Annotated in this window: 22 protein-coding genes and 1 pseudogene; 6 read left to right on the top strand and 17 right to left on the bottom strand. The window is 61.6% G+C overall.

The genetic code is table 11. From position 1 onward, the window contains the following. Positions 1 to 17: 17 nt before the first annotated feature. The 10 genes from ACP7AL_RS19260 to ACP7AL_RS19215 all read right to left on the bottom strand — a co-directional run bounded on the left by ACP7AL_RS19260 (position 18) and on the right by ACP7AL_RS19215 (position 9,439). The gene (locus tag ACP7AL_RS19260; RefSeq protein WP_024920989.1) at positions 18 to 1,028 is read right to left on the bottom strand and encodes a formate dehydrogenase subunit gamma; all 1,011 of its coding nucleotides are present in this window, start codon (positions 1,026 to 1,028) and stop codon (positions 18 to 20) included. A gap of 80 nt (positions 1,029 to 1,108) precedes the next feature. Then, on the bottom strand, positions 1,109 to 1,705 hold the full coding sequence (fdh3B, locus tag ACP7AL_RS19255) for a formate dehydrogenase FDH3 subunit beta (protein ID WP_006019899.1): 597 nt from the start codon (positions 1,703 to 1,705) through the stop codon (positions 1,109 to 1,111). Positions 1,706 to 1,719: 14 nt separating this feature from the next. Next, entirely contained in the window at positions 1,720 to 4,686 is a 2,967-nt protein-coding gene (locus ACP7AL_RS19250) for a formate dehydrogenase subunit alpha (RefSeq protein ID WP_425993531.1), read from the bottom strand. A 13-nt stretch (positions 4,687 to 4,699) separates the two neighbouring features. Continuing rightward, positions 4,700 to 4,930: a hypothetical protein gene (locus tag ACP7AL_RS19245; RefSeq protein WP_006019897.1), complete on the bottom strand. Its 231-nt coding sequence runs from the start codon at positions 4,928 to 4,930 to the stop codon at positions 4,700 to 4,702. A 41-nt stretch (positions 4,931 to 4,971) separates the two neighbouring features. Beyond that, positions 4,972 to 5,760, bottom strand: coding sequence for a Cro/CI family transcriptional regulator (locus tag ACP7AL_RS19240; RefSeq protein ID WP_425993530.1), 789 nt, complete (start codon positions 5,758 to 5,760; stop codon positions 4,972 to 4,974). A gap of 109 nt (positions 5,761 to 5,869) precedes the next feature. Next, the gene (locus ACP7AL_RS19235) at positions 5,870 to 6,571 is read right to left on the bottom strand and encodes a DUF3306 domain-containing protein (RefSeq protein ID WP_425993529.1); all 702 of its coding nucleotides are present in this window, start codon (positions 6,569 to 6,571) and stop codon (positions 5,870 to 5,872) included. Continuing rightward, positions 6,568 to 7,077: a DUF3305 domain-containing protein gene (locus tag ACP7AL_RS19230; protein WP_006019894.1), complete on the bottom strand. Its 510-nt coding sequence runs from the start codon at positions 7,075 to 7,077 to the stop codon at positions 6,568 to 6,570. Before ACP7AL_RS19230 ends, ACP7AL_RS19235 begins: the two co-directional genes overlap by 4 nt. A gap of 25 nt (positions 7,078 to 7,102) precedes the next feature. Then, a complete protein-coding gene (locus ACP7AL_RS19225; protein ID WP_425993528.1) occupies positions 7,103 to 8,122 on the bottom strand; it encodes a DUF6352 family protein in 1,020 nt (339 codons plus the stop codon). Next, complete coding sequence (locus ACP7AL_RS19220) at positions 8,119 to 8,676, bottom strand: DUF6505 family protein (protein ID WP_425993527.1); 558 nt, start codon at positions 8,674 to 8,676, stop codon at positions 8,119 to 8,121. The genes ACP7AL_RS19225 and ACP7AL_RS19220 overlap by 4 nt, the downstream gene beginning before the upstream one ends. A 7-nt stretch (positions 8,677 to 8,683) precedes the next feature. Beyond that, positions 8,684 to 9,439 carry a biotin/lipoate--protein ligase family protein gene (locus ACP7AL_RS19215; protein ID WP_425993526.1) on the bottom strand — a complete coding sequence of 252 codons (756 nt, stop codon included), beginning with the start codon at positions 9,437 to 9,439 and terminating at the stop codon, positions 8,684 to 8,686. Between the two features lie 146 nt (positions 9,440 to 9,585). On the opposite strand from ACP7AL_RS19215, the gene ACP7AL_RS19210 reads away from it, so the two are divergent. The 4 genes and pseudogenes from ACP7AL_RS19210 to mobA all read left to right on the top strand — a co-directional run bounded on the left by ACP7AL_RS19210 (position 9,586) and on the right by mobA (position 14,057). After that, entirely contained in the window at positions 9,586 to 11,625 is a 2,040-nt protein-coding gene (locus tag ACP7AL_RS19210; RefSeq protein WP_425993525.1) for a 4Fe-4S binding protein, read from the top strand. Beyond that, a pseudogene (locus ACP7AL_RS19205) lies at positions 11,603 to 12,517 on the top strand (Mrp/NBP35 family ATP-binding protein); the annotation flags it as partial. The gene ACP7AL_RS19210 and the pseudogene ACP7AL_RS19205, both read left to right, overlap by 23 nt. Before the next feature lie 3 nt (positions 12,518 to 12,520). Beyond that, a complete protein-coding gene (locus ACP7AL_RS19200) occupies positions 12,521 to 13,435 on the top strand; it encodes a formate dehydrogenase accessory sulfurtransferase FdhD (protein ID WP_425993524.1) in 915 nt (304 codons plus the stop codon). Further along, on the top strand, positions 13,428 to 14,057 hold the full coding sequence (gene mobA / locus ACP7AL_RS19195; RefSeq protein WP_425993523.1) for a molybdenum cofactor guanylyltransferase MobA: 630 nt from the start codon (positions 13,428 to 13,430) through the stop codon (positions 14,055 to 14,057). Before ACP7AL_RS19200 ends, mobA begins: the two co-directional genes overlap by 8 nt. Before the next feature lie 10 nt (positions 14,058 to 14,067). Here mobA and ACP7AL_RS19190 read toward each other — a convergent pair whose 3' ends face one another. The 5 genes from ACP7AL_RS19190 to ACP7AL_RS19170 form a co-directional block, all read right to left on the bottom strand. Then, complete coding sequence (locus ACP7AL_RS19190; RefSeq protein WP_425993522.1) at positions 14,068 to 16,017, bottom strand: molybdopterin biosynthesis protein; 1,950 nt, start codon at positions 16,015 to 16,017, stop codon at positions 14,068 to 14,070. A gap of 10 nt (positions 16,018 to 16,027) precedes the next feature. Further along, on the bottom strand, positions 16,028 to 17,158 hold the full coding sequence (locus tag ACP7AL_RS19185; RefSeq protein WP_425993521.1) for a molybdopterin-binding protein: 1,131 nt from the start codon (positions 17,156 to 17,158) through the stop codon (positions 16,028 to 16,030). 64 nt (positions 17,159 to 17,222) lie between these two features. Further along, on the bottom strand, positions 17,223 to 18,053 hold the full coding sequence (locus ACP7AL_RS19180) for an extracellular solute-binding protein (protein ID WP_425993520.1): 831 nt from the start codon (positions 18,051 to 18,053) through the stop codon (positions 17,223 to 17,225). A gap of 18 nt (positions 18,054 to 18,071) precedes the next feature. Continuing rightward, on the bottom strand, positions 18,072 to 18,794 hold the full coding sequence (locus tag ACP7AL_RS19175; protein WP_425993519.1) for an energy-coupling factor ABC transporter ATP-binding protein: 723 nt from the start codon (positions 18,792 to 18,794) through the stop codon (positions 18,072 to 18,074). 2 nt (positions 18,795 to 18,796) lie between these two features. Beyond that, positions 18,797 to 19,489 carry an ABC transporter permease gene (locus tag ACP7AL_RS19170; protein WP_006019882.1) on the bottom strand — a complete coding sequence of 231 codons (693 nt, stop codon included), beginning with the start codon at positions 19,487 to 19,489 and terminating at the stop codon, positions 18,797 to 18,799. 87 nt (positions 19,490 to 19,576) lie between these two features. Here ACP7AL_RS19170 and ACP7AL_RS19165 point away from each other — a divergent pair, with 87 nt between their 5' ends. After that, on the top strand, positions 19,577 to 20,464 hold the full coding sequence (locus ACP7AL_RS19165; protein WP_425993518.1) for a substrate-binding domain-containing protein: 888 nt from the start codon (positions 19,577 to 19,579) through the stop codon (positions 20,462 to 20,464). 13 nt (positions 20,465 to 20,477) lie between these two features. Here the strand turns inward: ACP7AL_RS19165 and ACP7AL_RS19160 are convergent, their stop codons facing one another. Continuing rightward, positions 20,478 to 20,771 (bottom strand): hypothetical protein, encoded by a 294-nt coding sequence (locus ACP7AL_RS19160; protein WP_425993517.1) that lies wholly within the window; start codon positions 20,769 to 20,771, stop codon positions 20,478 to 20,480. A gap of 229 nt (positions 20,772 to 21,000) precedes the next feature. Between ACP7AL_RS19160 and ACP7AL_RS19155 the strand changes: the two genes are divergently transcribed. Further along, on the top strand, positions 21,001 to 22,275 hold the full coding sequence (locus ACP7AL_RS19155; protein WP_425993606.1) for a c-type cytochrome: 1,275 nt from the start codon (positions 21,001 to 21,003) through the stop codon (positions 22,273 to 22,275). A gap of 12 nt (positions 22,276 to 22,287) precedes the next feature. Here the strand turns inward: ACP7AL_RS19155 and ACP7AL_RS19150 are convergent, their stop codons facing one another. Beyond that, positions 22,288 to 23,910: an ABC-F family ATP-binding cassette domain-containing protein gene (locus tag ACP7AL_RS19150; RefSeq protein ID WP_425993516.1), complete on the bottom strand. Its 1,623-nt coding sequence runs from the start codon at positions 23,908 to 23,910 to the stop codon at positions 22,288 to 22,290. Positions 23,911 to 24,022 lie beyond the last annotated feature (112 nt).

Below are 24,022 nucleotides of genomic sequence, written 5' to 3'. Positions count from 1 at the left end.
CTTATCGATAGACGGAATTATTCGGCCGGCATGGCCCGTGGGCTGCCGGTGTCAGGGGCGCGGCCCTTGGCCTGTTCTTCCTCAACCCAGAGCGAGTGATGCTCCTTGGCCCAGTTGAGGTCCACCTCGCCGGTGCCCATAGCGTCGAACGCGCCTTCCATACCGACCGTGCCGATGTAAATGTGCGCCATAATGCCCGCGATGAACAACACGGCGATGATCGCATGAATCACCGTCCAGAACTGCAATGCAGTCACATTAGCGGGGATGTACGGAAACAGCATAAACCAGCCCGATACCGACATCAGCAAGCCGCCGATAATGACCATCCAGAAGATGCCCTTCTGGCCGGCATTGAAGCGCTTTGCCGGCGGGTGCTCGCCGTTCTTGAGCATGCCCCCGCCCTTCCTGATCCACACGAGATCGAGCTTCCCCGGGATGTTATCCTTCACCCAGATCAGGAACATGATCACGAGGCCAAGCATGAACGGGAATGCGAGATAGTTATGCGCGATCTTGCCCCACGCGGTCAGCGTGGAGAATGCTTCCGCTCCGAATATCGGAAGGATCAGTATGCGGCCGAAGCTGATATTCAGGCCCGACAGCGCCAGAATGATAAAGCAGCTCGCCGTCAGCCAATGGGTGAACCGTTCGAAGCTCGCAAAGCGAAGAATCTTGATGCCGGACAATCCATGCTCCACGCGGATGCGGCCGCGCACCATGAGAAAGATCGTGAGCAGCGCGAGCATGCCGAGGATGGCAACGCCGCCAATAACGGGAAGCGTGTGGCGCTGGAAATCCCGCCAATCCTTTCCGGCGGGCTGAATCAGACTCCTTGCCATCGGATCAGGAATGGTGATCCGCCCGGTAATTTTGTCGCCTTCCTTCAGCGCCTTGAGAAGCTGGTCTTCATGCACAGCGTCGGCGGTGGGCTTGAACGATAGCTGCGCGGCGGCTGGCTGAGCCAGCACAAACAGCACCGCGACGGCGGCACATACGGCCTTAAGGGTTGAGAGCGAGATCGACATCAGCACGACCTTCCAGTTTTCAATCAAGAACAACTTCGGACACGTTGTCCGAAGGCCGCTGGGGCCTTCGGGACTGCGCCCTAGCCTGTCGGCGAGTCGCTATAGGCTGTCTTCCAGCCCCACATGCCCGAACCGTAGCCGCGCTTCATCACGCGTTCCTTGTAGATCTCGGCAATGATGGCACCATCGCCGGCCAGCAACGATTTGGTCGAGCACATCTCGGCGCAAATCGGCAGCTTGCCCTGGGCAAGACGGTTGGCGCCGTATTTGGCATATTCGGCCGGCGAGTTATCGGCTTCCGGACCACCCGCACAGTAGGTGCACTTGTCCATCTTGCCGCGCGAGCCGAAGTTTCCGACCTTTGGATACTGAGGCGCGCCGAACGGGCACGCATAGAAGCAATATCCGCAACCGATGCAGAGATCCTTCGAGTGGAGCACCACGCCGTCTGCCGTGGTGTAGAAGCACGACACCGGGCAGACCGCGGCGCAAGGTGCGTCGGTGCAATGCATGCAGGCCATGGAAACCGAGCGCTCGCCGGGTTTGCCGTCATTGATGGTGACGACGCGCCGGCGATTGATGCCCCAAGGCACTTCATGCTCGTTCTTGCAGGCGGTCACGCATGCGTTGCACTCGATGCAGCGGTCGGCATCACAAAGAAATTTGACGCGAGCCATCGTTTATTCTCCTCTCACGCCGTTTGAATCTGGCACAGGGTCACCTTGCCCTCGTGCATACCTGTGACCGGGTCGTAGCCGTACGATGTGATCGTGTTCACGCTCTCGCCGAGCACGATCGGATCCGCACCCTTCGGATATTTCGAGCGCTGATCGACGCCCTGGAACCAGCCGGAGAAGTGGAAGGGCATGAACGCCACGCCCTTGCCGACGCGATCTGTGACGAGCGCCTTCATGCGCGCCTTCGACCCGTTTTCCGGTCCGGTAACCCAGACCCAACCGCCGTCCTTGATGCCACGCTCGGCCGCGTCGGACGTGTTCACTTCGACGAACATGTCCTGCTGCAATTCGGCGAGCCAGCGGTTCGACCGCGTTTCTTCGCCGCCGCCTTCGTATTCCACGAGGCGTCCGGAGGTGAGGATGATCGGGAATTGCTTGGCAAGTCCCTTGTCCACTGCCGCCTTCTGAATCGAGAAGCCGAGGTTGGCCATGCGGAACTGACGCCCGTCGGGCCGCGTCGGATACTTCGCCACCAGTTCCGGCCGCGCCGTGTAGATCGGTTCGCGGTGAACCGGCACCGGGTCCGGCAGATTCCACGCCACCGCGCGGGCCTTGCCGTTGCCATAGGCCATCACGCCATGCTCCAGCGTGACGCGGATGATGCCGCCGGACAGGTCAACCGCCCAGCCCACACCGTCCGGATTGTTGCCGCCGATCTTGTTGATGGTGGCGAGTTCGGCCTCGGTGAGATCCTTGTCCCAGCCGAGCTTCTTCAGCACGCCATAGGTGAATTCGGGATAACCATCGGTCAACTCCGAGCCCAGGCTATAGGAGCCTTCGGCCAGAAGATTGACGTTCTTCACCGAACCATCGGGTTGCTTCTCCTCGTACACCACACCGAAGCGCGCACGGAATGTGCCGCCACCATCCTTCACGTGAAGGTTCGTGTTGTAGAGAGTATGCGTTCCCGGGTGCTTGATCTGGGGCGTGCCCCAGCACGGCCACGGCAGCCCGTAATAGTCGCCGCCGACTTCGGGCTCGTCTTTCTTGGCGCGCAGCGTGACCAGGTCGAATTTGCCCTGGTTCTTCATGTGCGCTTTCAGCCGTTCCGGCGACTGGCCGGAATAACCGGTCGAGAAACCGCCACGATTGATTTCGCGCAGAATATCTTCAGGAACCGGACGATTGTTTTCCACCTTGATGTTCTTGAACATCAGATCGGCGAAGCCGAGCTTCTTCGAAACCCGATAGATAATCTCGTAGTCATCCTTCGACTCGAAGATCGGCTTGACGATCTGCTCACCCCACTGCAGCGAACGATTGGATGCCGTGCGCGAGCCTGATGTCTCGAACTGGCTACAGGCCGGCAGCAGGTAGGTGCCGTTCTTGCGTTCCGAGATCGCGGCGAACGTCGTCGGATGCGGATCGGCGACCACGAGCAATTCGAGCGCTTCAAGGCCCTTCACCATTTCGGTCATGCGGGGGATGGTGTTGCCACCATGACCCATGATGAACACACCCTTCACGGTGTCGCGCTGATCGACGTCATCCGGCTTGGCAAGCGTCGCATCGAACCAGCGGGTCCACGGAATGCCCGGCAATTCCATGTTCTGCTTGCGCGTGCGGGCCGGACGGCCCGCCTTTGCCGGCACTTCGTCGAAACGCGCCTGCAAGTAATCATAATCGACTTCCCAGACGCGGGCCCAATGCTTCCATGCACCTTCGACGAGACCATAATAGAGCGGCAACGACGTGATATCGAGGCCGATATCGGTCGCGCCCTGCACGTTGCAGTGGCCGCGGAAGATGTTTGCGCCGGTCCCGTAAGAGCCGACGTTGCCGGTCGCGAGCAAAAGATTGCAGTAGGCGCGGACGTTGGCGGTCCCGACGGTGTGCTGCGTGCCGCCCATGCACCAGATGAATGTGGCAGGCTTCTGTTTGGCGAATGTCTCGGCGACCTTCTTCAATTGCTCGCCGGGAATACCGCTGACGCGCTCGACTTCTTCCGGCGTCCATTTGGCGACTTCGGCACGAATCTGATCCATGCCGTAAACGCGCTGGGCGATAAACTGCTTGTCTTCCCAGCCGTTGTTGAAGATGTGGTGCAGCATGCCCCAGATCACCGCGATGTCGGTGCCGGAGCGGAAGCGCACGTACTCGGTCGCGTGCGCAGCCGTGCGCGTGAAGCGCGGATCGAGCACGAAGACGTTGGCACGGTTGATTTCCTTGCCCGTCAGAATGTGCTGAAGCGAAACCGGATGCGCTTCGGCGGCATTCGATCCCATGAAGACGATGGTCTTCGAGTTGCGGATGTCATTGTAGGAGTTCGTCATCGCGCCGTAGCCCCAGGTGTTTGCAACACCCGCGACCGTGGTTGAGTGACAGATGCGCGCCTGGTGATCGATCGAATTGGTGCCCCAGAACGCCGCGAACTTGCGGAACAGATAGCCGCCTTCGTTGGAGAACTTCGCCGATCCAAGCAGGTAGACCGAGTCGGCGCCGGACTTGGCGCGGATCTCGAGCATCTTGTCGCCGATCTCGTTGATGGCCTGATCCCATTCGATCTTCTGCCACTCGCCGTTGACCAGCTTCATCGGATACTTCAGGCGGCGATCGCCGTGCACCAGTTCGCGCACCGACGCGCCCTTTGCGCAGTGCGATCCGCGATTGATCGGACTATCCCAACCTGGCTCCTGACCGACCCAAACGCCGTTCTGCACTTCCGCGATGACCGTGCATCCGACCGAACAATGCGTGCAGATGTTCTTTTTGACCTCCGTCGGCGCACCGACGATTTTCGGTCCGGCCTGCGCCTTGCGCACCGATCCGAGTGGCATCAATCCGATAGCTGCGCCGGCGCCCGCAACGAGTCCTGAGCGGCGCAGGAAGGTTCGGCGATCGAGAACACCGGATGCGAGGCCCGCGGCAATGCCCTGCAAGCGTGCACGGCCGGCGATTCCTTCTTTTCTCTTGATCAGCATGTGCGTGCTTCCATCAATAACGGTTGACGCGATAGTAGTTTTTGACGTCCGGCGAATCGGCCTTGTAACGAGCCTTGACGCGCTCGGCCTGCGACTCGTCCGCCTCCGCCTCGGTTGCCAGCGGCACAGCAGTCGCGGCCGCAGCGACGACGGATCCGCCCATCATGAAGAAGCGGCGACGATCTAGACCCTTCGCATCCTGCGGCGCCTCTGGAGATGCCTTGCTCTTGGACGGTTTGCTCATCGCGGTCTCCTTCCAGTCAATTTTCCAGTTCAGCTCTCACGTCACTCGGACAGTGTGAAAGCCTGTGATTCCAGTTCCATGAAGATGCGGCCGACGCGCCCGACAGCGCGATAGAACTTGACCGATTGCGAAATCTCGAGATCGGCGAACATCCGCGCGGCCCAGGGCTTCAGATGCCGCTCGAAGAACCGCGCCTGCGCTGCGAAGTCCGTATCGAAGTCGCCGCGCGCAAGACCAGCCATGACCTCGAGCAGAATTGCGATGTGATCTTCCGGCTCGCGCGCCGGTCCAGCGCGCTCAATTCCGAGGACGTCGAAATCTTCACGGACGCGCGCGAGCGGCCGCTCGTGCAGGAAGCCCGTCAGATAATAAGAGGCGTAGGGCAGCAGTTCCCCTCGCCCCAGTCCGATGAACAGATCGAAAAATTCCTTGGCGACCACGCGCTCGTCGAACTGCGCCGCCGCGGCGGCGAGTTCGATATGCGCCATGCCGAGATCGGACGCGTCGCCTTTGAGCATCGCGACCTTGGACAATATGTCTGCGGTCGGCGCTTTGCCCAGCAGCAGCGACAGCAAGCCGTACTCCGCGGCGCGAAGTTGATCGATTTCGTCGATGTCTGATTTCGCTGGCATATGCTCCCCGGCTGATCCGTAGAGGTCGGGGCGGAGAACGAAACGGGGGACCTGTGTCAGAGACTCAACGGCCAAGACTCTCTCAGCCGGAATACGCGACCAAGCCGAAACCGAAGGCTGTGCAATTCCAATGGCCCTCGCCAGGGAGGCGACGCCGCCTGCTGCCTTTATGGCCTGCTCTAGTCCCGAGTCCCGCATGGTACGAACCGAGTTCCCCCCGCCGTGCCTTAAAATCAGGCATCTGGTCTGGAATTATTCTAGTTCCAACTAGTACCATAGGTTCGTCCTATGCCTCAAAAACTTTTGTCTAAATCCTTGGTTTTGCAGAACCATGCCGCCGCACCTGATGTTGCGACGCATTAGATCTGGTTTCGTCGACAGCTTGCGCAACCTCAATCCGGTCCTGCTCAGTTTGCTTGAAATCAGCGGCAACAGGCGTTGTGGTCGAGGACGGGTCAGACACTCTCACCTGTTGGAGTGGTAGATCCGCTTCTGAATTTTGCAGCGCAATACCCGAATCATCGCTCGCAGCGGCGGGTGCGTCACTATGAGGCAGGCTATCCGACGATTGCTGAGCGCTGGATGATTCCTCGCCCATGATCTGCAAAACCATTTTTGCAATATCAGTGCCGGCCGCGATCTCGCTGTTTCCCGGCACACCGCCCGGCGTGTTCCAGTCATACGCATAGTCCAGCGCCGGATTGACATAATTGCGGATCGCGGGATCCAGCGCCCAGGATTTTCGCAAGGCTGCGTTTCGCAAACTTTCGGGCACACCCTTGCGCAGGAAGCCGGTTATATCGGTGGTTTCCGTAATCTCTTCCAGCTTCGGCAAGCTTGAGAGATCAAACTCCTCGGCATCGCCTTCAACAACTGGCGCGGGTGCAGCATCGCCCTCTTCGGCCGATCCTTCAGCGGTGCCATCAGTCTCTGGCTGCTTCGCATCCTGTTTGCGTTGCGACCAGCGTGAAAGGAAACTCTTCTCGGTATCCTTCTCGTTCTTACTCATGCGCCGCCTTTCCGCTCCCCGGATGGATCGCCGCCGCGCCTGCGATTAACATTTGCCTGATCACGTTTACGCTTGTGGAACACCTGCTCGACGTGAAACTCATCGACGAAAGCCGCGATCCACGCAGCGATATCCGGTGGCATCGGTACGGTGCCGATCACGTCCGTGCCACTTTCGAACATCGCCTCACCTTCAGTCGGATCGGCGGTGACCTTGGTCAATTCGAGTTCCGGTCCGCCGTCCTGACGCCGCAGCGCGACCCATATCTGCGGCGACCCATCGACAAGATTGTCTCGGTAATTGGCCGTCTCTGCGCTGAACAGATCGATAAATGCAGCCCCAGCGTAGTATAGCGTCGCATCGGCCTCCTGCGACAACACCGTCCAGGGCGCGGTCGCGGGCACAGTCTCAAGAATGGAGACGGGCGACCACATATGGTCGATCCATGGATTGTCGATCGCGCGGCGACGCAAGACCACGCCGACTTCACGGGACGCTTCGGTCATATCTGAACCTCCCGTTACCGGTGAATCACGCAACATTCGCCGCTGGCGCAAGCGGCAATCCCGCAACAAGGTTCTGCGGCTTCAGGCGCACCACCTTGTCCGCGCCCATCGCCAGAATGAGATAAACCGGCTTGTTGCCGACGCGTTCATCCACGAACCGCGAATCCTCAAATGTCATACGCATCAGCGCCACGATCCGCTCGGCGGCATCTGCGCCGGGCGCATCGCCATTCCACAGCGCGTTACCGATCCGGGTTCCCTCGCTGTCGAGCCCGACGAACCAGCGCCAGTCGCGATCTTCGATCGAGGCGACAGGCTCCACCTTCACAGCGACACCCAGAAGATGGGCGATCCAGCGTTCGATCACCCGGCAGAGCGCATCACGCGCTTTCGGATTGCCGCCAAGATTCATAACCATCGCATGCGCGTCAGATCGCGACCAATAGGTCCAGGCATTTTCGTCATCCATGACGTCCATCTCGCCGAACGCCTGCGGCTGGAGCATGGCGGTCAACGGAGAGGTGTGAAGATCATGCTGTGCATGATGCTGCGCCTCAACGACTTCGGCATCAGCAAGCAGCAGCGCGCCATTGTGAACCGTGGCTTTCTGACTTCGATAGAACAATTCGGCCGCGCGCAGCACATACGGATCGTCGCAGCCTTCAAGGGCGTTGCGCAGGATCAGGTGACACAGTTGCGAGAGAAAGATCGGCGGCAGATCGCCGGCACCCTTACGCGCGAGTGCCACATACACGGCCTCGAGCGATGGCGCCGCCATCAGCCGATCGCGAAACGCCGTCATGAACGTCCAGTTTTCGCGCGCATCAGCGTCGGCGAGCGCCGCAATGTCGGCTTTCGATACTGGGCGAAGTGGGTCCGCGAGCAGACTCGCGTGCAGATCACGTTCAGCGTCGCAGGCATCGTCGGGCGGCATTAGTTCCGGCCGAGCCAGATACGCCATGATCAATTCCGGCGTCGCAATCAGACCGCCATGATCGGCCCGGCGCGTAAGATGATGGCCTGAAGCAACCCAGAATTCTCTCATGTCCGGTCCGTCTTTGTGAGCCCAAGAAGATCGACTTCCTCGGCGGGTTCGTCGCCTTCGACCTCATGAAAGGTAAAGGCGCGTGCATGGCTGTGCAATCGATCCCCGCCCGGTTCGGCCGCGCGCGGCTTTAACGTCCGAAAGCGCTCGCGGATTTCTCCATTCTCAACGCTCCGGGCGACCGCCAGCAACGTTTGTGGCTCGTGGTCACACAGCGAAGCCGCAAACGCGACTTCTTCTTCAGCGGCAGAGCGCGCGGCCTCGATGTTCGGTGCGCCGAACTTCGCCATCAATTGCTCCGCAAGCCGATCGATCACGCCTTGCCGCTCGGCCTCGGATGCCTCGATCACGACCGCAAGCGTCGACCAGCCCAGACTCTCGATTCCGAGAAAACCGGACCGCAGAGCAACCCGTTGTTTCTGTCCGAGGGTCGCGGGATCGCTGTCCCAGAATACGAACGCACCGGATACTGCCCATTCGCCGGGCTCGGCGGCACGCTCGAACACGAATGTGTCCGAGGGATCGAGCCTGATCGTGCGCGGCAGTTTCAGCATGTCCGCCTCACCCAAGTTTCGGGGCGCGGTATTCGGGATCATACCATGCGACCCTGGCCAGCCCATCGAGCAGGCTGTCGCGCTCTGGCGGATTTTTCGCGGAGGTACTGAGAAGCAGATCGCCATTGACGTCGATTCCGCGCCTCTGGCCGGCCGCGTGCGGCGTAAGCCGCTCCAGATAATCGCGCGCAATCGGCTCGAAACCCCGCTCGTTCCACCGGTCGAACGCCGCCATGAAATGGCGAGCGAAACTGCCGACGATCGCCTCGGTCTCGACCATTTCGAACCCTTCGTTGAGCAGGGCAACGCCGCCTGCCGCAACGGTTTCCTCGACATGCGCCATGTCTGCGGCGCGCAGAATGACGCCGAACACAAGCCACTCCGGAATTTCATCCTCGCGGCAGTCCTTCGGCCAGCCAAGCCGCCCGCCACCCAGCACACCGCCGTCGAACAGGATCGTGTCCGGCCAGGTGAACTGTACCTCCCGCTCCGGCGGGCAATGCACCGCGATAGCGTCCCCGATCGCATTCATGCCGGCAAAGAAAGCGCGGCGTGCCGATGTTAACGGCTGGTCCGGCTCGAGAATGACGGCGAACTCGACCAGGTCGTAGCGCCGGACCCAGACCAATGTTCCCGCGCCGGCTTCGGCTGCAATAGTGCAGCCGTGCGCAAACGCGTCGCCATACTCGCGAAGCGATACGAGCGTGTACCCCGGAGGCAGATCGAGCGGCTGTTCCGCTTGCGCGTGACGCGAAACCATCATCGTAGAAAATTTCCCTAAGCTCTTTGTATTTGGGCAGTCTATGCTATTCCGGTCAAGCGGCCGGGCGCTTGCGCGAGCCGTTACCACGGCACCATATGGTTGAAATAGCCACTCTGAGCAGACGCCAAGGGTCAAGGTTGCAGATCATGAACAGCGCAAAGTCCCGCCTTCTGGTTTGCAGTTGCGAAAAGAGCATGCCGCTCGATGCGCAGGCAATCGGACGCGGATGCGGGGCGCACATGACACAGGCCAACCAGCTCTGCGGTCTGGACCTCGCCCAGTTCAAGGCGGCGCTCGCGGAAGGCCAAGCGATCACGGTCGCGTGTACGCAGGAAGCGCCGCTGTTCAAGGAAGCCGCTGAGGACTTTCCCGACATTCCCCTTACCTTCGTGAACATCCGCGAAACCGGCGGATGGTCGAAGGATGCTGCGGCGGCTGGGCCGAAAGCCGCGGCGCTGATCGCCGCTGCTTCTGAAGAAATGCCGCCGATTTCGCTGGTCACACTGGAAAGCGGCGGTGTCGCGCTGATCTATGGCCATGATGACGTTGCCATCGACGCGGCCAGGCGTCTTGCTGACCGGCTCGACATCACCGTCATTCTCACCAAACCCGGCGAAATCACGCCGCGTGCGGTCAATGAGTTTCCGGTGCTGAAAGGCACGATCCGCAATGCGCGCGGATATCTCGGCAACTTCGAACTCGCCATCGACGATTACGCTTTGCCGGCACCTTCCTCACGAAGCAAGCTCGTGTTCGGCGCTTCGCGCGATGGCGCAACGTCGGCCTGCGACCTGATTCTCGATCTCAGCGGTGGCCTGCCGCTGTTTCCGGCGCACGAACTGCGGCCCGGCTATCTGCGCGCGGATCCGCGCGACCGCGCCGCCGTCGAGCGCGCGATTGCGGAAGCCGGCAACCTTGTCGGCACGTTCGACAAACCGCGCTTCATACACTTCGAAGAATCACTCTGCGCGCATTCGCGCTCCAACATCACAGGCTGCACGCGCTGCCTCGATCTGTGCCCAACCGGCGCGATCACACCGAACGGGAATGCCGTCGCGATCGATCCCAACATATGCGCCGGCTGCGGGTCATGCGCATCGGCCTGCCCGACCGGAGCGGCATCCTATTCCCTGCCAAGCGCCGATGCGCTGATGCGCCGCTTGCGCACATTGCTGCAAACCTATCGCAAGGCGGGTGGCGAACAGGCGGTCGTGCTCTTTCATGACGGCGACCACGGCGAACCGTTGATCGACGCGTTGGCGCGATTTGGCGACGGCTTGCCGGCCAACGTGCTCCCGGTTCGCGTCAACGAAGTCACGCAACTCGGACCGGAATCCCTCGCTGCGGTCTTCGCCTATGGCGGCACAGGCGCCGCGCTGCTGATGCGCGCACAGCCAAGGCACGAAACGGCCGGACTGCGGCGCGCGGCCGATATGTCAGGGACGATCGCCGCTGCGCTCGGCTTCGGCGACGGCCTTGTCCGTATTCTGGAAACCGACGATCCCGATCAGTTGCGCGCGATGCTCGACGCGATGCCGCGTGGCGTTGCTTCCTCGAATCCCGCGAGCCTCATTCCGCGCGGCGCCAAGCGCGGCGTGCTGGAAACCATGTTCCGGGAACTGCATCTCGCGGCCCCTGCTCCAGTCGATGTCGTTCCGCTCGCGGCCGGCGCGCCATTCGGCACCGTTAAGTTGAATGTGGAAGGCTGCACGCTCTGCCATGCCTGCGTCACCGCCTGCCCGACCAACGCGCTTTCCGACAATCCCGACCGGGCGATGTTACGTTTTACCGAAAGCCTCTGCGTTCAGTGCGGGCTATGCGAAGCGACCTGCCCCGAGAATGTGATCACGCTGGAGCCGAGGCTCGATTTCCAGGCCTGGAATGCACCGCTGCGTGTGCTGAAGGAAGAAGAACCCTTCCATTGCATCGCGTGCGGCACGCCGTTCGGCACCAGGAGCTCGATCGAGCGCGTGCTGTCGAAGTTGCAGGAAAAGCACTGGATGTTCGAAGGCGCCAACGCGCGGCGGCTCGACGTCATCAAGATGTGCGCGGACTGCCGGGTCGAGGCTGTCGTCAATGAAAGTTTCGATCCCCACGCCGCACCGCAACGGCCGCCCGTGATGTCCACCGAGGATTATCTGCGCGCGCGGGAAAATAAGAAGAACGATCCTTTCGGATCGCAATGAACCGGGCGCACCGCGAGCGCGATCGGTCGGGAGATCGAATTTGTCAGTTACCCATGCCACCCCCAACCCACCCGCGACATCGAAGGCCGCGGGCATTCCCGGCGTGAAGCACGTCGTTGCCGTGGCCTCCGGCAAGGGCGGCGTCGGCAAATCCACGACCTCGTGCAACCTCGCACTCGGATTCGCGGCGCTCGGACTGAAAGTCGGTATTCTCGACGCCGATATCTATGGCCCGTCGCAACAGAAGCTGTTCGGCCTGCGCGGCAAACCGCGTCTGCTCGGTCCGCGCATGCTGGAGCCGCTGGAGCGCTTCGGGGTTAAAGTCATGTCGATCGGATTTCTGGTCGAGGAAGACAACGCCATGGTCTGGCGCGGGCCGATGGTGATTTCGGCCATCACGCAGATGCTGCGCGAGGTCGCGTGGAACGATCTCGACATTCTCGTCGTCGATCTTCCGCCGGGTACCGGCGACGTACAACTCACGATGGCTCAACAGACACCGCTGGCGGGTGCGGTTATCGTTTCAACGCCGCAAGATATCGCTTTGATCGATGCACGCCGCGGCATCGAGATGTTCAAGAAGGTCAACATCCCGATATTGGGCCTGATCGAGAACATGGCGAGCTTCTGCTGTCCGACCTGCAACCATGTCACGCCGATCTTCGGCCACGGCGGAGCGCGGCTTGACGCGGAAAAGCGCGGCATCCCCTTTCTCGGCGAAATCCCGCTGGACATGGCGATACGCCAGACATCAGATGAAGGCCGTCCGGTCGTTGCCACCGACCCGGAAGGCGTTCATGCGAAGCACTATATCGGCATCGCACGCCAGCTCTGGACGTCCATCACCACCGGCGCCGCGGTCAGACCCGCGCCGCGTATCGTGATCGAGTAAGCCATGACGGAAACAGTTCAAGCCAGGTCGACAAATGCGAGAAAGGACCAGCCGGTCCCGCGCGTGATGCCGGACCCGAAGAACCCGCGCCTCACCGAGCGCGTCACGGGGATCGACCAGACCGGCGCGCCTGTTGAGATCGGCGTACCGGTCGAGCGGCCGCTAACCCTCTACCTCAATTCGCAGGAGATCGTCACCATGATGACGATCAACGACTATCCTGAATATCTCGCGCTCGGTTATCTCCTCAACCAGAACATGCTGAAACCCGACGATGTCGTGACCGAGGTGGTCTACGACGACGATCTCCAGGTCGTGGTCGTCTACACCGAGCGCGGGACCAACTTTGAAGAGAAGCTGAAGAAGAAAACGCTCACCTCCGGCTGCGCACAGGGCACCGCCTTCGGCGATCTGATGGAAGCCATCGAGGGCGCGGTCCTGCCCAAGGCGGAATTGCGCACATCATGGCTCTATCAGATGACCCATGCGGTCAACACCGCGCCCTCGCTCTATCTCGAAGCCGGCGCCATCCACGGCTGCGTGCTGTGCAAGGAAGGCGAACCGATCTGCTACATGGAAGATGTCGGACGGCATAACGCGGTCGACAAGATCGCGGGCTGGGCCTGGCGGCACAAGGTCGATGCTGCCGACAAGATCATGTACACCACCGGGCGCCTCACCTCCGAGATGGTGATCAAGACCGTGCGAATGGGCATTCCCATTCTGGTGTCACGCTCCGGTTTCACAGCGTGGGGCGTCGAACTGGCGCGGCAGGTCGGCTTAACGCTGATCGGGCGGACCAAAGGCAAGCGATTCATCGCACTGTCCGGACAGGAGCGGATCGTCTTCGACCAAAGCCTGCAATTTGTCGCCGAGGAATCCGCGCGGCACCGGCGCAAGGGCAGCGACGATGACTGAGGACCGGCCGTCGACAGTCGGTGTTCTTCTCGCAGGCGGGCTGGCGCGGCGCATGGGCGGCGGCGACAAGCCGATGAAAACCATCGGCGGCCGCACCATCCTCGAGCGCGTGATCGCGCGGCTTGCGCCGCAATGCGACGAGCTCATTCTCAACGCCAATGGCGACCCTGCCCGCTTCGCGGCGTTCGGGCTTCCTGTCGTCGCAGACACCGTTGAAGGATTTGCAGGTCCGCTCGCCGGCGTCCTGACGGCGCTCGACTGGGCGGCCGAACACAGGCCGGATGTCGAATGGGTCCTCAGCGCAGCGACAGACTGTCCGTTTCTGCCGCGTGATCTGGTTGCGCGATTGCAACGTGCGCGGATCGCGGAAGACGCCCAGCTTGCGGTCGCAGCTTCCGGCGATCAGACCCATCCGGTGATCGGACTTTGGAACGTCGCCCTGCGCGGCGACCTGCGGCACGCGCTGGTGGTGGAAGACATGCGCAAGATCGATCGCTGGACCGCCCGCTACAAGCTGGCGACAGTGACCTGGCCGGACAAGCCGATCGATCCGTTCTTCAACGCCAACACCGTCGGGGACGTCGTAGAGGCCGAGCAACTCGCGGCACTCGACGGCGCTTGACCTGGACCTACTATGCCGGACGGAATCCCGCCCGCTCCAGCGCTGCACGCGTTTCCGGCGATATGAGCGAGTCCAGAAAAGCCCGTACGGCGGGCCGCGGCTTTCGCGCAGTCACAAGTGCAAAGTCGTAGTGCTCCTCGGCAAACGGAATAAAGCCCAGCCCGGCGGCGCGCGCGACCGGCGCAATGGTCATGCCCCAGTCGGCACGCTTCTGCGCCACCGCCGCCGCGACGGCATTGTGCGAGCGCGGCTGGTTCCAGTAGCCATCCGGTTTCACACCATCGAGCAAACGATCGATCAGAATGCGCGTGCCCGCGCCCTGATTGCGGTTGACCATCAAACACGACGGGTCTTTCAGCGCAGCAAGCACAGCATCCTCCGCACTGAGACCTTCGAAGCGTTCGTCTCCCGCACGGAACACAATGCCTTGCATGCGCCGGTAGCCCGGCACGAGTTCAAGACCGGGGACAAGAAACGGCGTGTTGTATGTGTCGGTTTTCTCATCAAAGAGATGGATCGGGGCGAGATCGCATTCGCCGCGCCGCGCCGCGGCCAATCCGCCGAGGCTTCCCACCGAGATCGAACGGACAGATAGTCCGGCGCGCGCCAGCGGAGCTGTGACGACATCAAGCCCGGTGCAATGGCTGCCGACAATCACCAGATCAGGCACACGGACATGCGGTGTGAACAGCATCACCTCGGTGTCGGTTCCTGCCGGCATCTGGTCCGCGAGCGCATCGATCTTCAGGAATCCGTCGGCCTGCGCAAACGACGTGATCGCGCCGGAACCCTTGCCTGACGGATAGGCAATCAATCCCTCATCCCCCTCGACCAAGGACACCATGACGAATTCGGTGCGGCCAAGCTCCGATGCGATGCGCACCGGCACCTTTGCCGTCACACGCGCATCGTTGCGCGGCGGAAGTCCCGCGAGGCGGCGCAACACCGGCACGATCATGTCGTGAAATGTGAACATCGCCGACGTCGGAAATCCCGGCAGGATCACGACCGGCTTGCCATCGCACACTGCGAGGCACAGCGGCTTTCCCGGCTTCAGCGCAACGCCATGCGCGACGATGCCCGGTTTGCCGAGCCGCGCGACAATGCGATGGGACACGTCGCCCTCGCCTTTCGAGGTTCCTCCGGACAGAAGCAGCATGTCGCTGGTTGCCAGCGCCTCGCGCATTACAGCTTCGAGCCTATCCTCGTCGTCCGGGAACGCGCCGAGAAAGACAGCGTCGCCGCCATCTTCCGAAACCGCAGCCGCAACGATCGCGCCGTTGGTGTCGTAGATCGCAGCCGGACGCAGCGGGAGGCCAGGTTGAACGAGTTCGTCGCCGGTTGAAATGATCGCAACGCGCGGTTTCTTCGTTACCAAAACACGCGCGATACCCGATGCGGCGAGCATGCCGATCTCGCGCGAGCCCACCAGCGTGCCCGCGCGCAGCAAAATCTCGCCGCGCGCGATATCGGAGCCGGCATAGGACACGAACTGCCCCGGCGAGACAGCACGCCGGATCTCGATCGCGTCATTGCGCAGCGGCTGCGTATGCTCGATCATCACCACGGCATCTGCGCCGCGCGGAATGGGACCGCCTGTGGCAATCGGCGTTGCGGAGCCTTGCACCACCGGCAATTCCGGCGCAGTGCCGCAGGCAATTGTCTCATCGTTCAGCCGCAGGTGAACCGGCGACGCCTCGCCTGCAGCCTCCAGATCGGCGGAACGAACGGCAAACCCGTCAACGTTGGAACGGTCGAACGGCGGCACGTCCATGGCGGCCACCACATCGCTCGCCAAAGCCAGACCGAGCGCATCCGAAAGCGCGCGTTCCTCGACCGCAAGATCGCGCGGAAACAGCGCAGCCTCGAATCGCGCGAGCGCTTCCTCACGCGACAGGATCGTGAGAAACTGATCCTGATCCGCGCCATCGCGGCTTGAAGCTGGACCTGACTTGTTCATTTCACTTAACTCATGACACTTCGCGAAGGGAAAGCGCGCCGACCGGCATTCCGGCGGCATGACCCTCGCTGTTTCCCGCCACGGCGAGCCAGGCGTCGGCACTGATAATGGCATCGAGCGAAAGCTGTCCTGCCGCAAGCGGCATCCAGACCTGATCCGACATTTTCAGCAGCACGATTTCGGCAACACCGATAGCGGAAGAAATCTTGCGCGCAAGGGGGCGTACCATTTCCTGCCGCGGCAGTCGTGCGGTCAGCATGTCCAGCACCGGTTGAACCAGCGCAAGGCAAGCGCCCAGTGCCTGATCGGGCAAGCCCGGCAGCGCGACCACCGGCGTTGCGCCGATTTTACCAACGGCCGCCGTGCGTCCCGGCTGGAGTGCTAGTCCATACGCCAACAGCATGCCGCATTCCTTGATGGCGTGGATTGTCGCATCCGTCCGGCCGCCGCCTGTGCCGCCGACGGTTAACAGCAGATCGCAAGTCTCCACGCCAACCGCGGCGACTATCGACGCCGCGTCGCGTCCGTTGGTTTTCGACATCGTCACGCGAGCGCCTGCGGCTTTCGCGAAATCGAAAATAAATTGTGACGACGCTGTGCTGCTGTCCGCCGCCTGCACATCGATCACGCGAACTTGCGGAGATCGAACCGCCACGTGCGCAAGTCCAGCCGCGCGGGCAGCAAGCACATCGAGTGAGCCGACAATCCGGCCCGCTTCAACAATCGATCGTCCCGGCGCAAGATCATCTCCGGCGCGGCGGACTCCCTGACCGGGTACGGCTTCGGCCACAACCTGACACAACGGCCCAGCCTGCTCGACCAGATCGGCATCCAGCACGCAATCGCAATTGTCCGGGAGACGTTCCCCGGCCTCGACCCAGCGCGGCGACTTTGCAAGCTGCAACGGCGAATAGGACGATGCGCCCACAATGTCGTGCGCGCGCAACGCCCATCCGTCAGCGATTGCCGTATTGAAAGCGGGCAATTCCGCTTTCAACAGCGGAATCTCTGCTGCGACACAGCCGATCGCCTCCTTCAGCGGCACTTCAATGGCATCAACGGGCTTCAGGTCGCTGCACAGCAACCTGAGCGCAACATCGAGTGGCGTGAGCGCCGCCGTCAAACGCTGTGTCTGAATCATGCCTGATGGTGGACCATCTGGCGGCGGCTTAGCAACCACCGCATGGTCCTGCTCAGACACGCCGTCAGGAGGCCTTCTTTTCAGCGTTCGGGAAGAACAGTTGCTTGCCATTGACCTGATAGGCGGCGATCGCCGCTTGTCCCTCAGGCGAGATCAGCCAGTCGATGAAGCTCTGGCCGAGATCCTTCTTTACCGTGGGGTGTTTTTCAGGATTCACAAGAATAACGCCGTACTGGTTGAACAGCCGCCTGTCGCCTTCGACCACAATCGCGAGATCGCCGGGGTTCTTGAACGACAGCCAGGTCCCACGATCGGAAACGACGTAGGCATTCATCGCACCCGCGGTGTTGAGCGCGGCGCCCATGCCCTGCCCGATCTCGCGGTACCACGGACCCTTGGCGGTTTCGAGATCGACTCCGGACTGCTTCCACAAGGCAAGCTCGGCCGAATGGGTGCCTGACTTGTCGCCGCGCGAAACGAACGGAGCGGCCTTTTCCTGAATGGTTTTCAACGCAACGACAATGTCCCTGCCCTTGACGCCTGCAGGATCGGTTTTCGGGCCGATCAGGACAAAGTCATTATACATGACATCGAAGCGCTTCACGCCCTGCCCTTCGCTGACGAATTTTTCTTCCTGCGCCTTGGCATGCACGAAGACAACGTCGGCGTCGCCGCGCCGCGCCGTATCGAGCGCCTGTCCGGTGCCCTGCGCAATCACCTTCACATCAATGCCAGTCTTGGCTTTGAACAAAGGCAGGATGTAACCGAACAGACCGGAATCCTGCGTCGATGTCGTCGAGGCGACGACGATGGACTTGTCCTGGGCGGAGACTGGCGTCGCAAGCGCGGCGGCAAGCAGCGAGACGACGAGAGCATAAGCATATCGATGTGTCATAACCTGTCCTTTTAGTGTTCAAACGACGAGATCGCCGCGTACGAAAGCCGCAGCTTCCGGTGTCGACGGGTTCCTGAGAAAGTCTTCGGCAGGTGCCTGTTCGCGAACGGTGCCGCGCACCATGAAAACGACATCGCCGGCAAGCCGCCGCACCTGGCCCAGATCGTGCGATGCCATGACGATCTTGATTCCGGATTGCGCGGCAGCGCGGACAATCTCCTCGACGCTGCGGGTTGCCGCCGGATCGAGGCTGGCGGTCGGCTCGTCGAGCAGAAGCAATTCGGGATCTCGCGCCAGCGCCCGGGCAAGAGCCAGCCGCTGCTGTTCACCGCCGGACAAACGGCGGGCGGGACGCATGGCAAGTTCAGCGAGACCGACGCGTTCGAGCAGTTCCGCCGTGCGCGCGGCGACTTTCTCGCTCGGGTAGTCCGCGTGTGTCAGCCCATACGCAATGTTGGCGGCCGCAGTCCGGCGCAACATCACCGGGCGCTGGAACACGAACGCACGCCGTGTCGGCTTGACGTCAGCGCGGCCGCCCCAGGTGATCGCGCCTTCTGTTTGCACCGAAAGCCCCATGCAGAGCCGCAACAACGTACTCTTGCCTGCTCCGTTCGGCCCCACCACCACGGTCGGCGCGCCGGATGCGAGCGTCAGGCTCAGGCAATCGATAATGGTCGTCGCGCCTGCGCGAACGGAGACGCGATCGAAAACCACGGGCAGATCGGTGACCGGCGCGCGCATGCTCACCCCGCCTGCCGTTCGGACCAGATCCGCGCGCCCCACGCAGCGGCGTTGATCGCAAAAACCAGAGCGACCAGAATCAAACCGAGCCCCAATGCAAGCGGCAGGTTTCCTTTCGATGTCTCCAGTGCGATCGCCGTGGTCATCGTCCGGGTGAAGCCGTCGATGTTGCCGCCGACGATCATGACGGCCCCCACTTCTGCCGCGGCCCGGCCGAAGCCGGCGAGCAATGCGGTCAGCAGACTGAAGCGCGCGTCCCACAACAGCGTCGTCATGCGGCCAAGCGGACCGACGTCCATCGCCGACAGTTCGTCGCGATATTCTGTCCAAAGATCTTCAATGGTCTGGCGTGCAAGTGCGGCGATGATCGGCACGATCAGGATCGCCTGCGCAATCACCATGGCGGACGGCGTGAACAGAATGCCGAGCTCGCCGAGCGGTCCGGAGCGCGAAAGAAGCAGATAGACCACAAGACCCACGACCACCGGCGGCAAGCCCATGAAGGCATTGAGAAGGACCACGATGGCATTGCGCCCCGGAAAGTGCGTGAGCGCGAGGACGGCTCCGAGGGGCAAACCAATGCAGGCCGCGAGCACGACGGCCGAAAGGCTGACAGCGAGCGACAGTTTGACGATGGCAAACAACGCTGCATCGCCGCTCACGATCAATTGCCAGGCGTTCAGCCCATCCAGCATTCCGTTTCCTCCCTATGCGTTGTCCTGCATATTTTTCGATGGTGTCAATGAATTGAAAATATGCAGGAATATTCATATAAACGCAGAATGGAAATGCTGACGACCAGTGAGGCATCCGATTACCTCCGCCTTGGCGAGCGCAAGCTCTACGAGCTGGTCGCCGAGGGTGCGATCCCCTGCACCAAGGTCACCGGGAAGTGGCTTTTCCCGCGCGATGAACTCGACCGCTGGATGCTGTCGGGCCTGATGCGGCCGGCCGGAATGGCCACATCCCAGCCGCCTTTGATCATGGGCGGAAGCCAGGACGCGTTGCTGGAATGGTGCCTGCGCGAATCCGGCTCCGGTCTCGCCACTCTTGTTGAAGGGACCGAAAGCGGCGTCGGACGCGTCCTGCGGGGCCAAGCCATCGCCGCGGCAATTCATTTTCACAGCGACAATGAGGATTCAGGCGAAGATCCCAACGTCGCAGCAGTGCGCGCCATGGCCGGCCTGCACGATGCGGTGCTGATCGGTTTCGTGCGGCGTGAGCAGGGCCTTCTGCTCCAGCCGGGAAATCCGAAAAACCTCTCAGGGCTCGCGGATGTCCTCACGCGCGGTGCAACCATGGCCGTGCGGCAGCCCGGTGCGGGTGCTCAAATGCTGCTGGAAGTTCTTCTGAAAAAGCATGGCGCGAAGCCGAAAGACCTCCGCCGGCTCGAGCCCCCCTGCTTGACCGGACCCGATCTCGCAACAGCGATCCGCGCGGGCGAAGCCGATTGCGGCATTGCGACGCGGGCTGCCGCCAAATCAGCGGGTCTCGATTTCGTGCCGTTGCTCTGGGAAAATTTCGATCTGGTGATGCGGCAGCGCTCTTACTTCAAGCCGGCGCTGCAAGCCTTGGTCGGCTTTATTTCAAGAAAGCCGCTCCGACAACGCGCAACCGATCTCACCGGCTATGACGTTTCGCCCGCCGGGACCGTCCGCTTTTTTGCGTGAGTGAGTTACACCGCTATTTCGTTTTCGTGTCCGGCGGGCAATCCGGGCTCACCTGCATCGGCTTGCCGTCGCTTTGAACAGTTGGAGCAGCAGAATTGGCATGCCCTCCTGCGGACGGCAGAATAGCGCTTTTCTCCATCGCCATGGAATTCGTCGACGACGAATCCGCCGCCTTGCCCGTCGTTGTGCCGGGGGCCGTGTTGCAACTCGTTTCCGGCTTGTCAGCCGACGGTGCCGGCGTCTGTGCGAAGACAGGCGTCGTTGTGAGAACGCCCACAAGAATCGCTGCGGTGATCCGGTCAATCATTTTGAGGCTCCTGTGAGCGGAAAACATCAAGTATCCGAACAAGGCAAACGCCCATCCGTGCTCATTGTTCCGTTGCAGCCAGTGACGCGCTGACGCAGTGCCTCTTGGGCAGCACTTTATTGGACAGGACTTTCATGCTTCTCTGGACAAGGAATGAAAATGGCTTTCCGAGAAGGAACCACCGGTGCAAGGCGTTGACCGTCGCAACATAAGGGACCGGTTTCGCCTTTTGCTCGCGGTCAGTGTACTCGCCGCGGCAATCGGTGCGATTCCTGCCATCGCGCAGTTACGCGGCCACGGCGGTCCGGTTCGGGCGCTTGCGATTTCATCCGACGGACGAACACTGCTGTCCGGAAGCTTCGATGGCAGCGCGATTCGCTGGTCGCTTGATCGCGACGCTGCCGAACAAGTGCTGCGATTTCACGCCGATGCCGTCAATGCAACCGCCCTCTTCAGGGATGGCCGCGCAGCAACAGCGGGCGCTGATGGCCGCATTGCAATCTGGACGCCGGGCAAACAGCAGCCTGACAGCGTATTCGAAGGCCACACGGCCCCCATCGCCGCGTTAGCGCTGTCACCGGATGGAGCAATCCTCGCTTCGGCAGCGTGGGATCACACCGTGCGACTCTGGCCGCTCGCTGGCGGCACAGCGCGCGTGCTCGAGGGCCATACGCAAAACGTCAACGGCGTCGCATTCAGCCCCGATGGCAAATCTCTTGTCAGTGTCAGCTACGACCTCACGGTTCGCATCTGGCCCCTCGACAGCACGGCATCGCCAGCCACTGTGACCCTGCCCGCTCCTCTGAACGCGGTGATCGTGTCCGGTGACGGCGAGATCGCCACCGCCGGCGCAGACGGGAAAATCTATTTCCTCACCGGCGCGGGAAAACCGGATGGTGAAGCTGCCGCAGGGCCGATCCCGGTGATTGCAATGGCAGCATCGAAAGATGGTGCATTGCTCGCGGCAGCGGATGTCCGGGGCTCGGTCGCCATCCTCGATCGCAAAGCGCGCGCACTCGCCCGCAGGCTTGTCGGACCTGGACTTCCGGTGTGGTCGGTGGCGTTCATGCCGGACAACGGCACGCTTTTGACCGGCGGCGCCGACAGCGTGATCAGGCGCTGGAACGCACGCACCGGGGAGCCGATCGGAGCGACGATTCAGGAGAATCCGAACGACCCGCTTGCCGCCTTCGCTGGTGACCGCGGGGCCGAAATTTTTCGGGCTTGCGTGGCATGTCACACGCTCGCACCGGATCAAGGCAACAAGGCTGGTCCGACGTTATCAGGAATTTTCGGACGTAAGATCGCAACGCTGCCGGGCTACAATTTTTCAGAGCCGCTGAAAAAGCTCGACATCGTCTGGACGCCGGAAACAGTGTCGAAGCTGTTCGAGGTCGGCCCGGCGGTCTATACGCCGGGCACAAAAATGCCGGAACAACTGATCGGGTCGCCCGAAGACCGCAACGCGCTGGTGCAGTTTCTGGCGCGTGCCACGAAGAAGTAAGAGCGGCAGTTTTCAGGTCCGCAGGCCGGGCGCCTCGTGACCGGTGCGCGCCACATACTCCGTATAGCCGCCGCCGTACTGGTGGATGCCCTCAGGCGTCAGTTCAAGCACCCGATTGGACAACGCCGCAAGGAAATGCCGGTCATGCGACACGAACAGCATGGTGCCTTCATATTGCGACAGCGCTTCGATCAGCATTTCCTTGGTCGCCATGTCGAGATGGTTGGTCGGTTCGTCCAGCACGAGAAAGTTCGGCGGATCGAACAGCATCTTTGCCATCACCAGCCGCGCCTTCTCGCCACCTGACAGAACGCGACACCTTTTCTCAACGTCGTCGCCGGAGAATCCAAAGCATCCGGCCAGCGCACGCAGCGAACCCTGCCCGGCCTGAGGAAACGAATACTCCAACTCCTCGAATACCGTGCGTTCGCCGTCGAGCAGATCCATGGCGTGCTGCGCGAAATAACCCATCTTCACGCTGCCGCCCAGACTCACCATTCCATTGTCCGGCTCTGTGGAGCCGGCCACCAGTTTCAACAGCGTGGATTTACCCGCGCCATTGATGCCCATGACGCACCAGCGCTCCCTGCGCCGTACCGAGAAGTCCAGCCCTTCATAGATGCTGCGGCTACCATAGCCCTTGTGCACGTTCTTCAAGCTTACGACGTCTTCGCCGGAGCGCGGCGCCGGCAGAAACTCGAAAGCCACGGTCTGGCGGCGCTTCGGCGGCTCGACACGTTCGATCTTGTCCAGCTTCTTGACGCGGCTCTGCACCTGAGCCGCATGCGAGGCGCGCGCCTTGAACCGCTCGATGAACTTGATCTCCTTGGCCAGCATCGCCTGCTGCCGCTCGAACTGCGCCTGCTGCTGCTTTTCGGCAAGTGCGCGCTGCTGCTCGTAGAATTCGTAGTTGCCCGAATATGACGTCAGCGAGCCACCGTCAATTTCCACCACTTTGGTCACAATGCGGTTCATGAATTCGCGATCATGCGAGGTCATCAGCAGCATGCCCTCATACCCTTTGAGGAATTCCTCCAGCCAGATAAGGCTCTCAAGATCCAGGTGGTTGCTCGGTTCGTCGAGCAGCATCGCATCGGGCCGCATCAGCAGAATACGGGCGAGCGCCACGCGCATTTTCCAGCCGCCCGAAAGCGCACCGACGTCGCCATCCATCATCTCCTGACTGAAACTCAGGCCTGCGAGAACCTCGCGCGCACGACCTTCCAGTGCATAGCCGTCCAGTTCCTCGAAGCGGTGCTGCACCTCGCCATAGCGCTCGATAATGGCGTCCATCTCGTCCGCCTTGTCGGGGTCCGCCATGGCGGCCTCGAGTTCTTTCAACTCCGCAGCCACGGAACTGACCGGCCCGGCCCCGTCCATCACCTCGGACACAGCGCTGCGGCCCGACATCTCACCGACGTCCTGACTGAAGTAGCCGATGGTCACACCGCGATCGACGGCCACCTGACCTTCATCAGGAAGCTCCTGGCCGGTGATCATACGGAACAGTGTCGTCTTGCCTGACCCGTTCGGACCGACGAGGCCAACCTTTTCGCCCCTCTGAAGCGCTGCGGAGGCTTCGATGAAGAGAATCTGATGGCCATTCTGCTTGCTGATATTGTCGAGACGGATCATGTGCACACGAGTCAGGGGAAAAAGTTGCGCCGTCTTAGGCCATGTGGCGCGGCCACGGAAGGGTGCGTATCACCACCAGACCACGCGAATACGACCCCGCAAATTTTCTGTT

Origin of the sequence: Afipia sp. DC4300-2b1 (assembly GCF_049895725.1) — a bacterium.
Taxonomy (GTDB): Bacteria; Pseudomonadota; Alphaproteobacteria; order Rhizobiales; family Xanthobacteraceae; genus Afipia; species Afipia broomeae.
The sequence above is the reverse complement of the archived record's forward strand: the minus strand, read 5'-3'. Positions and strand labels throughout refer to the sequence as shown.